At 64.8% G+C, this 13,252-nt stretch carries 14 protein-coding genes; 9 read left to right on the forward strand and 5 right to left on the reverse strand.

From position 1 onward, the window contains the following. The 5 genes from B0W80_RS32395 to B0W80_RS32415 all read right to left on the reverse strand — a co-directional run. Window positions 1–3,372: pilus assembly protein (locus B0W80_RS32395; protein ID WP_179107078.1), on the reverse strand; the 3,372-nt coding region annotated here is incomplete at its 3' end. Between the two features lie 26 nt (window positions 3,373–3,398). Next, a complete protein-coding gene (locus B0W80_RS32400; protein WP_143684881.1) occupies window positions 3,399–3,962 on the reverse strand; it encodes a PilX N-terminal domain-containing pilus assembly protein in 564 nt (187 codons plus the stop codon). Then, window positions 3,959–4,915 (reverse strand): PilW family protein, encoded by a 957-nt coding sequence (locus B0W80_RS32405; protein WP_083745782.1) that lies wholly within the window; start codon window positions 4,913–4,915, stop codon window positions 3,959–3,961. Before B0W80_RS32405 ends, B0W80_RS32400 begins: the two co-directional genes overlap by 4 nt. Beyond that, complete coding sequence (gene pilV / locus B0W80_RS32410; protein ID WP_077003261.1) at window positions 4,912–5,484, reverse strand: type IV pilus modification protein PilV; 573 nt, start codon at window positions 5,482–5,484, stop codon at window positions 4,912–4,914. Before pilV ends, B0W80_RS32405 begins: the two co-directional genes overlap by 4 nt. Then, window positions 5,472–6,191 (reverse strand): GspH/FimT family pseudopilin, encoded by a 720-nt coding sequence (locus B0W80_RS32415; protein ID WP_179107079.1) that lies wholly within the window; start codon window positions 6,189–6,191, stop codon window positions 5,472–5,474. Before B0W80_RS32415 ends, pilV begins: the two co-directional genes overlap by 13 nt. 9 nt (window positions 6,192–6,200) lie before the next feature. Here B0W80_RS32415 and ribD point away from each other — a divergent pair, with 9 nt between their 5' ends. The 9 genes from ribD to B0W80_RS32460 are packed head-to-tail and all read left to right on the forward strand — an operon-like array spanning window position 6,201 to window position 13,073. Further along, entirely contained in the window at window positions 6,201–7,331 is a 1,131-nt protein-coding gene (ribD, locus tag B0W80_RS32420) for a bifunctional diaminohydroxyphosphoribosylaminopyrimidine deaminase/5-amino-6-(5-phosphoribosylamino)uracil reductase RibD (protein ID WP_077003263.1), read from the forward strand. Window positions 7,332–7,377: 46 nt separating this feature from the next. Next, window positions 7,378–8,031: a riboflavin synthase gene (locus B0W80_RS32425; protein ID WP_077003264.1), complete on the forward strand. Its 654-nt coding sequence runs from the start codon at window positions 7,378–7,380 to the stop codon at window positions 8,029–8,031. Further along, window positions 8,028–9,188 (forward strand): bifunctional 3,4-dihydroxy-2-butanone-4-phosphate synthase/GTP cyclohydrolase II, encoded by a 1,161-nt coding sequence (gene ribBA / locus B0W80_RS32430; RefSeq protein WP_077003265.1) that lies wholly within the window; start codon window positions 8,028–8,030, stop codon window positions 9,186–9,188. Before B0W80_RS32425 ends, ribBA begins: the two co-directional genes overlap by 4 nt. Further along, window positions 9,185–9,655: a 6,7-dimethyl-8-ribityllumazine synthase gene (gene ribH, locus B0W80_RS32435; RefSeq protein ID WP_077003266.1), complete on the forward strand. Its 471-nt coding sequence runs from the start codon at window positions 9,185–9,187 to the stop codon at window positions 9,653–9,655. Before ribBA ends, ribH begins: the two co-directional genes overlap by 4 nt. A gap of 11 nt (window positions 9,656–9,666) precedes the next feature. Further along, on the forward strand, window positions 9,667–10,200 hold the full coding sequence (gene nusB, locus B0W80_RS32440) for a transcription antitermination factor NusB (protein WP_077003267.1): 534 nt from the start codon (window positions 9,667–9,669) through the stop codon (window positions 10,198–10,200). A gap of 52 nt (window positions 10,201–10,252) precedes the next feature. Further along, on the forward strand, window positions 10,253–11,446 hold the full coding sequence (locus tag B0W80_RS32445; protein ID WP_077003268.1) for a pyridoxal phosphate-dependent aminotransferase: 1,194 nt from the start codon (window positions 10,253–10,255) through the stop codon (window positions 11,444–11,446). Then, entirely contained in the window at window positions 11,443–11,907 is a 465-nt protein-coding gene (ybgC, locus tag B0W80_RS32450) for a tol-pal system-associated acyl-CoA thioesterase (RefSeq protein ID WP_077003269.1), read from the forward strand. The genes B0W80_RS32445 and ybgC overlap by 4 nt, the downstream gene beginning before the upstream one ends. Continuing rightward, on the forward strand, window positions 11,904–12,620 hold the full coding sequence (gene tolQ, locus B0W80_RS32455) for a protein TolQ (protein WP_077003270.1): 717 nt from the start codon (window positions 11,904–11,906) through the stop codon (window positions 12,618–12,620). The genes ybgC and tolQ overlap by 4 nt, the downstream gene beginning before the upstream one ends. A gap of 15 nt (window positions 12,621–12,635) precedes the next feature. After that, window positions 12,636–13,073, forward strand: a complete 438-nt coding sequence (locus tag B0W80_RS32460) for a biopolymer transporter ExbD (protein WP_077003271.1) — start codon at window positions 12,636–12,638, stop codon at window positions 13,071–13,073. The last annotated feature ends 179 nt before the right edge of the window (window positions 13,074–13,252 follow it).

Consider the following 13,252-nt stretch of genomic DNA (forward strand, 5'->3'; position numbering starts at 1 on the left):
TCTGCCGACGACCTGGTTGCCCCCTGTCGACGCGACGCGCACGATGGCAACGGTCGCGTTGTCGGCAGACGTGAACAGCCCGTCACCGTTGGTGTCGAAAGTAGGCGCCTCGCGCCCGGGCGCACCAGTGAATGGATCGAGCACGAAGGCATAGCCCTGTGGACCGGCGACCTTGCAATCTGCAGAAACACCGCCCGGCACCATGGTGTCGAAGATCACACGGCCCGATCTGATTTGCGCAGGGTCGATCATTCGTTGACCTTTGGCGATGCTCATGCGGATCAGCCAGCCGCGCTTTTTCGCCGAAGCGCCCGAGCCGTAGTCCACCCCCTTGTTGGTGACGGAGAAGAAGCGGCCCGAAGCACCATTGATCGAGATGTCCGCAATGGTCTGTTCCACGAGCGTGTCGTCGTTGCTCAACACATCCGCTTCGGAACCTGAGCCGCTGCGGACCTTGTCCCAGACGCCATAGAGACGCTGCTCCGTCTCGCTGACTGCATCCCCACCCTCGAACAGCCTGCCCGTACCGACCATCACCATGTTGCCACCCAGCGGATGCGGCAGGATCGTGGGCGCCGCCGTAATGGCAAGCGTCTTGTCCACGCCATACCTTGCGGTGAAGAGCGGCTTGCCTCCAAAGGCCACGCGCCATTGGGAGCGCGTAGCAGAAGAAAGATCGAACTTCCAAAGTTGGCCCTGGAGATCCCCCGCGTAGGCCGCGACGACTCGCTTCGTCGCGTCGCGCACGAGCTTCACGCCACCCAAGCCGGCCGGCGAGTCCACCGAGCCTGAGCCGGTGTCCAACGCCGCCAGCCGGGCGCCCGTGAGCGCGTCGATGATGTACAGCGTGCCCCTGTTGTTCGCGCTGCCGAAACCGTTGCCAGCGATGACGACCCACGAGCCGTCCTGCATGATGCCGGCCTCGGGAGCCTGCAGCACGTGCCCCATTTCGCGGTAGTCGGTCTGGTCGCTGCTGATCTCCCAGAGGATGTCTTTGGCGGTTGGCGCCGACGCGGCGGCATCGAGCTTGGTGGGGTCGCCCTTCGCAGGCAAGGTCGGCACCGGTACGTTGATCGCGAAAAGATTCTTCGCACCTGCGCCGCCGCTTCCGACCACGAGGTTCCGCCACTTCACTGCGGTGTTGTCGTGGACGTCGACCTCGGTCAGGGGGCCATCCACAAAATAGCGGTGGTCATAAAGCGGATTGACCAGGTCCTTCAGCCGCCCATGCACACTTCGTGGAATGAAGGCGAAGCTTTCAGCACCGCTGTTCGCATTGAAGGCATGCAGCATCCCGTCGTTGGCCCCAACGAACAGTTGGGCCTCTCGAGACGCCTTGCTGTTGAAGTAGCGCAGATAGCTTGTCTTGCCCGCGATGGAAGGATCGAGGAAGTCGTATTGGCTGTCGACGAGATCCTTCACCAGCACGGGGCTGGAATTGACGATGTCGCCAAGGAGTGATTCTCGTCTTCGATAAGTGTTCTTCTCTTCGGTCTGGTCGCCGCGGATATAGGCGATGAGCTTGGCGGGCTCGGGGAACTGAAGCGCACTTTGTGTGGCACTGCTCAAGTCGGAAACGGTAAAGGCCACTGCCGTCGAATCCTCCGAATTGAGCGTGTAGATTTTTCGATCTTCGAACTTCGGAAACTGCTTGCTGGCCTGCCACAGCACTTTGCCATCGCTGAGGTTTCGGGCTTCGACCTCGCCCGCCCAACTGCCCGATTTGTAGCTGGGAATGTATTTGACCGCCGTCGGCGAATAGGTGCGGCCTGAGACAGCCACGCCGGATTCGCTGCCGCCGGAGCCGATGACGATCGAGTCCACCATCGATTTGAGCGCGCCCGAGTAACTTGCGAGGCTCTGCACAGCGGCTGTACTGCCACGGCTGTTGACGGCGGCATGCCAGAGATCGTCCACCGTCGCCGCGTTGTCTTCCAACGGCGTTCCCCAACCCTTTTTCCCCTCGACCAGCAACGCCCAGTCTTCCGGATTGCGAAGCTCGCCGGTCAGACCCAACCCGATCGTGTGATTCACCAGGTGCTGCCAGAACGCCGGGTCTGAAGAGCCCACCGGCACGTCGTTCTTCAGGTCAGGGCGAAGATCCCTGTTCCAGTAGTACATGGCAACGTCGGCAAGGGAAGGGGCACTTACGCCGCGGTAAGGTGGCTCGGGTTTGTATTTGAACGTTGTCTTGCCATCTGCATGCGTGATCGTGAGGCCGTCGTTGTTGTCGACATCCGCGTTGGCACCTGGCGTCGTGGCCGCCGCGTCGTTCCATCGCCCATCCGTCAAAAGAATGTTGAAGGAGCGCCGGCAGCTCTTGTGATCGGTGGGGGGCTCGCCGTTCGATGGGTCCGTGGCCCACGGCGATTTCTTATCTGCGCGTGAGAAATAGCGTCCGACATCATCCAGCGCTCGACGCAGCGGGGTGAGGTTGTATGTCGAATGGTCCTGCAGCTTCTTGTAGAACGCCGCCTGATCGGGCCCGGAGAACGGCCTTACACCCAGCAAGATGGTCGATGTGGCGACGCCATCGATATTGGTCAACGCCTCCGAGTTGATGGCGGCGAATCCCACACGAACCGACGGCGGCACGGCATTGAGCACCTCGAAGGTACCTGACTTGACCATCTGCAGCCGGTTACGGGCGTACGTGTACCAATTCGAGAAGTTCTGCGCTTCCTCTTCGTAGGTGCAGATGACGCCCGCGCAGTCGGTCCGCTGCACCCCTTTCGGATACTCTTTCCTGTCGGACGTGATGTAGACCTGCGTGAAGTCAGCGACACTGGTTCCTGGCTTGCCGGACTTCAGCTCGTAGTACTGCGCAGGCCAAACTATCTTTGCGGTGCTGGCGGTGTTGCGGTAGTCGGATTCCGACGCTTCTGCAGACCATTTGCGCGTAAGCGATTGCGATGCGACTAGGTTCGCTCGCGGGGTGAGCTTGTTCGGTGCACCGGGTGCTTCCCTTGCGGGATATTCAGGATAGCGCGTCCCGTCAGCTTGCATCCATGGCCGATAACGGACTGCAGGGTTGTAGTAAATCGCATTGGTCGCTGACGACCGCATCCGCACACCGAACAGACTGTCGCTCGCGTATGTCGCCACGAAGCCGTTGTAGCTGGCAGTGACGCCCACCGGATCTGGAATTGCCGCAACGCGATAGCTCGAGGCCCTACCGTAGTAACCGGTGCAGATATCGTCGGGCACACATTCGGCGCTCATGGACCCCGAGTCGTCAATCGTGAACATGAGGTTCGGCGGCACCGCCGAGGCCCCACCCGTCAACGGCAACTGCGACACGTCAGCTCCCGCTTCAACACCTGCCAACATGCAGACCAGCATCCACGCAGGCCAGATTCTTCGCATCGTCATTTGCCTATTTCCTCCTTGCATCCCATTCAACGCTGAAGCGTGAGCGTCGATTGCAGCCACACTTCACTGCCGGTTTCGGGTACGCCGTTGGCATTCAGTCGATAGTCCGGGCTGTAGCCAACAGCGGTGACCAGAAGCGCAACGACTTCCGATCCTGCGTCGTTGCGCATTCGCATGCTTTCCGCCATGCAGCGCGGCAACACGGCATCTGGCAAGGGTCTGGCGCTGGCGTCTGCCGAGTTGGCAAAGGACTTGTCCAACACCTTCGCCTTGCCTGCATCGAGCGCCCAATTCGCCCGCGTTTTCCATTGCTCGGGCGCACCGCCATCGACGGGAAACGGCATGGCCGTCGGTGCGTTCGGGCCGCCTTTCAGGATCTGGTCTTCGCAATAGCGAAGCGCCGTCTCGGCCGCCTGGAAGGCGACTGCCTGCGTCCGCATTCCCTTGGAGACCTGCTCACCGGATATGGCGCGGCGGATGGCGTAAGTCGCCACCAACGAGACGAGGATGAGCAGGACCAGCGACATCACGAGCACGATCCCTCCTTGGCCGCTCGCCCGGCGCACCGTCGATGAAATGATGGGCCTCATGGCGCTGTCGCGGCAATGCCGCCCCGGTTGCGCAGCGCCACGGTAGTGAAGTAAGCGCGTCGGAGAAAGCCGTCGCTTGCGCTCACCTCGCCCCCGTCGCAATCGAGGTAGCGGTCACCCGCGTCGGCCGGGCCGGGTTCCGCGCCTCGCATGAGAAGGCAGAGACGAACGGTCACCACGCGAGACCAGTTCTGGACCTGGTCGGCGCCGAGCGCGTCGACACCCGCTGCGTTGTCGAGGTACTGGACGACGTCGCTGCTCTGGTCATCGCTCGCAACGCCGAAGCGCAGGCGCATTTCCTGGACGTTCTGCACCATCGGTTGCCTCGTCAAAGCCGCATTGCCATTGCCGGCGCACGCCAGATCCGCTGTTCCGCGGGTAGAACCGCTTACCACGAAGAAGCGCGACTCCACCAGCGGATAGGCGACACCCAAACTGCCCATGGTGAACTGATCGTCTTTGACAGCTTGGCTCAGGCAATCTTCATTGAGCGGCAAGAGGTATTGATAGGGATCTTTCCCATCCTGCTTCGCGCCTTCGTACCGTACCGAGAAAGCCGCCGTACCGCTCGTGCCGCTGGCGCAAGCCAGTTCGTCGAACGGAACCGTCGACTTCTCGAAACCTGCATCGCAGGCGCGTATGCCCAAGCCCATGAAGTTCCGGTCTGGCGGCAAGGTCTGCACGCCGTCGACCAACGCGCTCGCTGGCGCTACACCACTGCGGGGCACACTGAAGCCGGCCATGCGCAGTTGCGCGCTGATCAGGTTCAGGGCGACCGCGGCATCCTCGTCCATCCGTGAAATGGCGGTGACCTGTCGGCTGCTCACGCCGGTGGACAGGTAGGTCGCGATGAGCACGCCCATCAGAATCACGCCGAGCGTGATCGCGACCAGCAGTTCGACGAGGGTTCGCCCGCGCATGCGCCGAGCGTGGCGCCGATGGTTCCGGCTCATAGGCTGATCCGGTAGTACATGCAGCGCGGCTTGGGCTCGCTGCTGGCGCGGCCCTTCAACGCGTTGGCCGGGCAATCGTCGTCTCGGGCCACCGACAGATCCGTAGCTTGCTTAGGGTCGATCCAGATCAGCCAAATGTCCGTCGCGAGGGGGTTGACCGTGTCGCGCTGGACGTACGCCCCGCCTTCGGGCAGGCGCCGGAGAACGTCGCCCAGCCACTGCGCCATGTCGATGGACGCTAGTTCGCCGGGTGTGCAGAGGGATTTGTCTGCGCAAGCCTTTGCACTTGGCGCGGCTTTCGAATAGGCCTCGGTCCGGGCGTACAGGCCGCTCTGAAAGCCGGCGATGTTGCCACGCATGCGCTCGCCCAAGTCGGCCGCCAGCGCGACCCCGACGGATTGAAACTGCGCCATCTTGGCGTAGCGCTGGGAACCGGCTGCCAAGCCCGCGAGGCCCAGCATTCCGAAGGACAGCACGAGCGTCGCGATCAGCACTTCGAGCAACGAGCTGCCGCGTTGTCGCGCGTTGGGCGCAGCGAAAGGGGTTTGGCGGCGCATCATGAAGAACATCCCGTTCCGGCCACGACCCGCACGCGACCTCCGGAACTGGAGCAGATGACCTTGACGATCTCGTTCTCGTTGGGCGGTTTGCTGGCAGAAGCCGGTGCAAAGGCGAAAGTGCCGCTGGCCACGGCGCCGATCGTCCCTGTCGGCTTGAAGCTCAAATAAGACTTCGAGTTGCTGATCGAGCCGTTCTTCTCGAAGCTGCCTTGAACGCGAAGCACGGTGTCCGTCGCCGCAAGACTTCCGTCGTTGGAATAGTCCACGAACACGAGCCAGCCCACGCTCCACGCATCGCTGTTTCCGCACGCGACCACACCGGTCTTGGCTGCCTCGCTGGCGCAGATGGTCACCGTCACGCCGCGCTTGATCGCCTCGGCGCGAGCCAGCGAAATGCTGCCCATCAGGCTTTCCACGCTATCGGACACGCTGTTGCTTTCGATCAGATTGCGCATCGTGGGCGCGGCGAGCGCGGTCAGAATGGCGGAGATGGCAAGCACTACCATGGCCTCAATCAGCGTAAAGCCGGCATGCCGATGGCCGGTAGGGCGTGTCGCTTTGGAAAGACGGAACGTTGGCATTGAAATTGGCGGCGAATTAAGCGGATCGAATTCTCTGCAGTTTTTTTGTTTGTCTTTCCGCCCGACCGACAGACGGATTGAATTGGACGACAAACGGGAAATCTCGCCAATTATTAAATTGAATTGAGATTTCAAGGTATTCAAATGGATTTAAACAAAAATCTGAAAAATTCCGCCATCGAAGAGGCATTGGACTTGGCGCGCATCACCAGCTTCGATACGGCACCCAACCCACGTGTGGGATGCGTCATCGTCGACGCGCAGGGTGTCGTCATCGGCCGCGGGGCGACCCAGCCGGTGGGCGGTCCGCACGCCGAGGTAATGGCGTTGCGCGATGCCGCGGTGCACGGCTTTCCGACCCAAGGTGCCACGGCCTTCGTCACGCTCGAACCCTGCTCGCACCATGGCCGGACCGGTCCGTGCTGCGACGCATTAATTGCAGCCGGAATTAACAAAGTTGTCGCATCCATCGCCGATCCCAACCCATTGGTTGCCGGCCAGGGATTCGACCGACTGCGCGCCGCCGGCGTCGAATTGGAAATTGGCCCGGGCGCCGAAATGTCGCGCGATCTCAATATTGGTTTTTTCAGCCGGATGGTGCGAAAAACGCCTTGGGTCCGGCTCAAGGTCGCCGCCTCCCTGGACGGCAAGACCGCCCTGCCCGACGGCACCAGCCAATGGATCACCTCCGAGGCCGCGCGTGCAGACGGCCATGCCTGGCGCGGCCGCGCAGGCGCCGTGCTGACCGGGGTGGGGACGGTGCTCGAAGACGATCCGCGACTCGACGTGCGTCTGGTCGAAGCAACACGGCAACCGACCTTGGTGATCGTCGACAGCCACCTGCAGACACCTGCGCAAGCGCGTCTCTTCGAGCCCGACCGTGACGTGTGGATCTATGCCGCAACCCCGAACCCTGCCGCCCAGGCCACCCTCGAAGCACGCGGCGCGTCGGTGCGTTACCTGCCCAACCCGCAAGGCAAGGTCGACCTGGCCGCGATGCTGCGTGACCTGGCCACGCGCGAAATCAACGATCTCCACGTCGAGTCCGGCCACAAGCTCAACGGCTCCCTGATGCGCGAGGGCCTGGTCGACGAACTGCTGCTCTACATGGCGCCGAAGTTCATCGGCGATGGGCTGGGCATTGCGAGCCAGCCTCATGCCGCCGGCGCGCTGACCCGGCTCGACGGCGCCATCGCGCTGGAGTTCAAGTCGCTGGAAATGATCGGTCCCGACGCGCGGATCATCGCCCGCGTTTCCGGCCGCGACCGGTTCTAGCCGGCACCCTGCCGGCCCCTCTGCGCATCTCTGCGAAAATGCCGCGATGTTCACCGGAATCATCACCGGCGTGGGGCGCATCGCCGCCGTCCACGACCTCGGCAGCTCTTCATCCCACGGCAAACGGCTCAGCATCGCGGCGCCGGCCGGCTATCTCGACGACGTGGGCCTCGGCGACAGCATCGCGCTCAACGGCGCGTGCATGACGGTCACCACCCTCGATCCCACGCAGCACCAGTTCACCATCGACATCTCGGCCGAATCGCTCGACAAGACCGCGGGTCTTTCCGAACCCGACATGCGCATCAACCTCGAAAAGGCCTTGCGCGCCAACGACCGGCTGGGCGGCCACATCGTTTCCGGCCATGTCGACGGCATCGGCACCGTCGCGCGGTTCGCGCCGGTGGGCGAAAGCTGGGAACTGCGCGTACTGGCGCCGCCGGCACTGGCCCGCTTTCTGGCCTACAAGGGCTCGATCACCATCAACGGAGTGAGCCTCACGGTCAACAGCGTCACCGACGGCGCCGAAGGCAGCGAGATCAGCATCAACCTCATCCCCCACACGGTCGAAAACACCGCGCTGGGCAGTCTCCAGGCCGGCAGCCGCGTCAACCTCGAAATCGACACGGTCGCGCGCTACGTCGAGCGAATGCTCCAGGCCGGTGCCCTGCCCTCCACCCCCAAGGACCCCAACCCATGAACGCCGCCGTCACACCCATCAATGCCCCGCGCAGCGGCTTGGCGCCAGCACCGGTTTCGCCGGTGGAGGACATCGTCGAAGAACTCCGCGCCGGCCGCATGGTGATCCTGGTCGACGAGGAAGACCGCGAGAACGAAGGCGACATCGTCATCGCGGCCGACCACATCACCGCCGAGTCGATCAACTTTATGGCGCGCCATGCCCGCGGGCTGATCTGCCTGACGCTGTCGCGCGAGATGTGCGAGCGGCTGCAGCTGCCGCCGATGGTGGCGCGCAACGGCGCCAAGCACTCGACCGCCTTCACGGTGTCGATCGAGGCCGCCGAGGGCGTGACCACCGGCATTTCGGCCGCCGACCGGGCGCGCACCGTGCAGGCCGCCGTGGCGCCCAACGCCGTGGCCGCCGACCTCGTGCAGCCCGGCCACATCTTCCCGCTGCAGGCCGTCGATGGCGGCGTGCTGATGCGTGCCGGCCACACCGAAGCCGGCTGCGACCTGGCCTCGATGGCCGGCTGCTCGCCGGCGTCCGTCATCTGCGAAGTGATGAACGAAGACGGCACGATGGCGCGCCTGCCCGACCTTCAGCTCTTCGCCGCGGAGCACGGACTCAAGATCGGCACCATCGCCGCACTCATCGAGCACCGCAGCCGCACCGAATCGCTGGTCCAAAAGATGGGCTGCCGCGAGATCCACACTGCCTGGGGCGGCTTCACGGCCCACGCCTTCCAGGACAAGCCCAGCAACGGCGTGCACCTGGCGCTGGTACGCGGCAAGTGGGACCCCGAAGACACGGTCGACGTGCGCGTGCACGAGCCGCTGTCGGTGCTCGACGCACTCGAAGTCAACCGTTCGCTGCACTCGTGGAGCCTGGACGCCAGCCTGGCCCATATCGCGGCACAGGGCAAGGGTGTCGCCGTGTTCCTGAACTGCGGCGAGACCGGCGCCGACCTGCTCGCGCAGTTCGACGGCACCGCCCGGCCGGCCCAGGCGCCCGAACGCGGGCGCATGGACCTGCGCAGCTACGGCATCGGCGCGCAAATCCTGCGCGCCTGCGGCGTGCACCGCATGCAATTGATGGGCACACCGCGCCGCATGCCCAGCATGGCCGCAGGCTTCGGCCTCGAGATCGCGGGCTACATCACCAAGGAAGAACGATGAAAGACGCGAACAAAGGCAGCGCCGCCACCCTCGACGGCAAGGGGCTGCGCATCGGCATCGTGCAGGCGCGCTTCAACGAGGACATCACCGATGCGCTCGCCAAGGCGTGCCTGGGCGAACTCGAAACGCTGGGCGTGGCCGCCGAAGACATCGACCACCTGGACGTGCCGGGCGCCCTCGAGGTGCCGGTCGCCTTGCAGGCGCTGGCCGAGCGCAACCGCTACCACGCGCTGATCGCGCTGGGCTGCATCATCCGCGGCGAGACCTACCACTTCGAGCTGGTGGCCAACGAGTCGGGCGCCGGCGTGAGCCGCGTCGCGCTCGACTACCGCCTTCCGGTCGCCAATGCCATCCTCACCACCGAGAACCTCGAGCAGGCCGTCGCCCGCCAGACCGACAAGGGCCGCGATGCAGCCCGCGTGGCGGTCGAAATGGCGCGGTTGCTCGCACCGACCGGCAGGCCCTGACTTTCCCCTTCATGACCGACGACACCAAGACCGACGGCGCGCGCCCGCGCCAGTCCCGCACCGGGCTCACCAGCACCGGGGCGCGCAAGGCCTCTGCCAAATCCACGCGCAGCCGTGCACGCGAATTCGCGCTGCAGGCGCTCTACCAGCACCTCGTCGGCCGCAACGATGCGACCTCCATCGACGAGTTCACGCGTGACCTCTCGGGCTTCCACAAGGCCGATGCCGCCCATTACGACGCGCTGCTGCACGGCGCCATCGCCACCGCATCGGAACTCGACGCGCTGATCGTGCCGCTGCTCGACCGCAAGCTGGAAGAGATCTCGCCGATCGAACATGCCGTGATGTGGATCGGCGTGTACGAGTTCCAGAACTGCCTCGACGTGCCATGGCGCGTGGTGCTCAACGAATGCATCGAACTCGCCAAGGAGTTCGGCGGCACCGACGGCCACAAGTACGTGAACGCGGTGCTGAACGGCCTTGCGCCCCAGCTGCGTCCGGTGGAGGTCGAGGCCGACCGGGCCAGCGGCAAGGCGCGACCATGAGCGCAGCGCCGGGCGGCAGCGAACACACGCCGGTGCCGAGCGTGGAGGCCTCATGAGGATCGCGCAGCGCGCAGAGCGCATCGAGCCCTTCTACGTGATGGAGATCGCCAAGGCGGCCTCCGCGCTCGCGCGCGAGGTTGCCCACACCGACCGGCCGATGATCTTCCTGAACATCGGCGAGCCCGACTTCACCGCGCCACCCTTGGTACAGGAAGCCGCGATGCGCGCCGTCCGCGCCGGTGCCACGCAATACACGCACGCCACCGGCCTCGACATGCTGCGCGAGCGCATCAGTGGCTGGTATGCCGAGCGCTTCCATGTCGACGTGCCCGCGCGCCGCATCGTCGTCACCGCCGGCGCCTCGGCCGCGCTGCAGTTGGCCTGCCTGGCGCTCATCGAAGCCGGCGACGAGATCCTGATGCCCGACCCCAGCTACCCATGCAACCGCCACTTCGTGAGCGCTGCGGAGGGCCGAGCGGTGCTGATCCCCACCACCGCGGCCGAGCGCTATCAGCTCAGCGCCGCCAAGGTCGAAGCCGCATGGACCGACCGCACCCGCGGCGTGCTGCTGGCATCGCCCTCCAACCCGACCGGCACCTCCATCGAACCCGGTGAGCTGCGCCGCATCCACGAGGTGGTGATGCGGCGCGGCGGCATCACGCTCATCGACGAGATCTACCTCGGCCTTTCGCACGACGACGCGTTCGGGCAGAGCGCGCTGGGCATCGACGACCAGGTCATCAGCATCAACAGCTTCAGCAAGTACTTCAGCATGACCGGCTGGCGCCTGGGCTGGCTGGTGGTGCCCGAGGCGCTGGTGCCGGTGGTCGAGCGCCTGGCGCAAAACCTCTTCATCTGCGCGAGCACGGTGGCGCAGCATGCGGCGCTGGCCTGCTTCGAGCCTGCGAGCATCGCCGAATACGAGCGCCGCCGCGCGGAATTCAAAGCGCGTCGCGACTGGTTCATCCCGCAGCTGCAAGCCCTGGGTTTCGACGTGCCCGTGGTCCCCGATGGCGCCTTCTACGCCTGGGCCGACTGCTCGGCCTTCGCGGAAAAGCTCGGCATCGCCAACAGCTGGGACTTCGCCTTCGAGGCGATGAGGAAGGCGCACCTCGCCATCACCCCTGGCCGCGACTTCGGCACGGCAGAGACCGCACGCTTCGTACGCTTCTCGACCGCCAGCTCGATGGCGCATCTGCAGGAATCGGTGGAGCGCCTGCGGGCCTGGGGCGCAACGACGGCATGAGCTTTGCATTCCCCATTCGCGTCTACTGGGAAGACACCGATGCCGGTGGCATCGTTTTCTACGCCAACTACCTCAAGTACATGGAACGCGCCCGCACCGAATGGCTCCGCTCGCTCGGCATCGCGCAGGGCAAGCTGCGCGAAGAAACCGGCGGCATCTTCGTGGTGAGCGAAACCCAGCTCAAATACCATCGCCCGGCCCGGCTCGACGACGAGCTGATGGTCACCGCCGAGCTGCGCCAGGTCGGCTCCGCGTCCCTCATAATCGCCCAGCGTGTGCTGGCCCGCCTCGCACACGCCCCCGCAGAAGATCCCCTGGCCGATGCCCCGTTGCTGTGTGAAGGCACCATCCGCATCGGCTGGGTCCACGCAGACACGCTGCGCCCCGCGCGCATCCCGCCGCAGGTTTCGGGAACCCTCGCGTCCTACGCCGGCTCCATGTCTCAACCTCAGACACCATGAATCAAGACCTTTCGATCATTTCCCTATTGCTCCATGCCAGCCTTCCCGTGCAGCTCGTGGTGCTGCTGCTGGTGGTGGTGTCGGTCGTCAGCTGGGCGGCCATCTTCCGCAAATACTTCGCGCTCAAGCGCACGCGCACGCTCAACGAAGACTTCGAACGCGAGTTCTGGTCGGGCACCAGCCTGAACGAGCTGTTCTCCTCGGCCGCGCAGCACGCCAAGTTCGCCGGCCCCATGGAACGCATCTTCGCGTCGGGCATGCGTGAATACCAGAAGCTGCGCGAGCGCCACGTGACCGATGCCGGCACCCTGCTCGACGGGTCGCGCCGCGCGATGCGCGCAAGCTTCCAGCGCGAGCTCGACGCGGTCGAACAGAACCTGTCCTTCCTCGCCACCGTCGGGTCCGTGTCACCCTATGTCGGCCTGTTCGGCACCGTGTGGGGGATCATGCATGCCTTCACCGGCCTGGCTGCGTTGGCGCAGGTCACGCTGTCCACCGTGGCGCCCGGCATCGCCGAGGCCCTGGTCGCCACCGCCATCGGCCTGTTCGCCGCCATCCCGGCCGTGGTGGCCTACAACCGCTTCGCCCGCGAGATCGACAAGATCGCGATCGGCCTGGAGACCTTCATCGAAGAGTTCTCCAACATCCTGCAGCGCAACCTGAGCGCGCACGTGGCCAACCCGACCTCGATGGGTCCGGCCACGGTGCGCTGAGCCAGAGGAAAGCCCATGCCAGCCATGTCCTCCCGCGGCCGCGGCCGCCGAACGATCAACGAGATCAACATGGTCCCGTTCATCGACGTGATGCTGGTGCTGCTGATCATCTTCATGGTCACCGCACCGCTGATCACGCCGAGCGTGATCAACCTGCCGACGGTCGACCGCGCCAACAAGCAACCCGACCGGCCGGTCGAGATCGTCATCAAGAGCGACGACGAGGTGCAGATCAAGAAAGACCCGTCCACCGGCAGCGGCGCGCTGTCGATCCCCATGACGCAAATCGGCACGGCAGCGCGCACCGCGCAGAGCGGCGACGCCCAGCGCCCCGTGGTCATCAGCGCCGACAAGTCGGTCAAGTACGAAACCGTGGTCAAGGCGATGAACCAGCTCAAGCAGAGCGGCATCGAGCGCGTCGGCCTCTCGGTGACCACCACGGGCGGCCGCTAAGCCATGTCCCTGGCCGCCGACCGCCCCGAGTTCGCACCGCCGCCGCAGCGCGGCACCTTCCGCGCGCTGCTGCTGGCGCTGTTCGCCCATGCGCTGCTGATCATCGCGCTGACCTGGGGCGTGAGCTGGAAGCGCGAGTCCGAAGACGCCGCGGTCGAAGCCGAGCTCTGGTCATCGAC

This window comes from Variovorax sp. KK3, assembly GCF_001984055.1.
In the GTDB taxonomy this organism is placed as follows: domain Bacteria; phylum Pseudomonadota; class Gammaproteobacteria; order Burkholderiales; family Burkholderiaceae_C; genus Variovorax.

What these genes read in the sequence shown, in the direction of transcription:
- B0W80_RS32400 (WP_143684881.1), bottom strand. Translation starts at nt 3,962, where the DNA reads ATGAGGCCCATCATTTCATCGACGGTGCGCCGGGCGAGCGGCCAAGGA.
- B0W80_RS32405 (WP_083745782.1), bottom strand. Translation starts at nt 4,915, where the DNA reads ATGAGCCGGAACCATCGGCGCCACGCTCGGCGCATGCGCGGGCGAACC.
- pilV (WP_077003261.1), bottom strand. Translation starts at nt 5,484, where the DNA reads ATGTTCTTCATGATGCGCCGCCAAACCCCTTTCGCTGCGCCCAACGCG.
- ribD (WP_077003263.1), top strand. Translation starts at nt 6,201, where the DNA reads ATGGATTTAAACAAAAATCTGAAAAATTCCGCCATCGAAGAGGCATTG.
- B0W80_RS32425 (WP_077003264.1), top strand. Translation starts at nt 7,378, where the DNA reads ATGTTCACCGGAATCATCACCGGCGTGGGGCGCATCGCCGCCGTCCAC.
- ribBA (WP_077003265.1), top strand. Translation starts at nt 8,028, where the DNA reads ATGAACGCCGCCGTCACACCCATCAATGCCCCGCGCAGCGGCTTGGCG.
- ribH (WP_077003266.1), top strand. Translation starts at nt 9,185, where the DNA reads ATGAAAGACGCGAACAAAGGCAGCGCCGCCACCCTCGACGGCAAGGGG.
- nusB (WP_077003267.1), top strand. Translation starts at nt 9,667, where the DNA reads ATGACCGACGACACCAAGACCGACGGCGCGCGCCCGCGCCAGTCCCGC.
- B0W80_RS32445 (WP_077003268.1), top strand. Translation starts at nt 10,253, where the DNA reads ATGAGGATCGCGCAGCGCGCAGAGCGCATCGAGCCCTTCTACGTGATG.
- ybgC (WP_077003269.1), top strand. Translation starts at nt 11,443, where the DNA reads ATGAGCTTTGCATTCCCCATTCGCGTCTACTGGGAAGACACCGATGCC.
- tolQ (WP_077003270.1), top strand. Translation starts at nt 11,904, where the DNA reads ATGAATCAAGACCTTTCGATCATTTCCCTATTGCTCCATGCCAGCCTT.
- B0W80_RS32460 (WP_077003271.1), top strand. Translation starts at nt 12,636, where the DNA reads ATGCCAGCCATGTCCTCCCGCGGCCGCGGCCGCCGAACGATCAACGAG.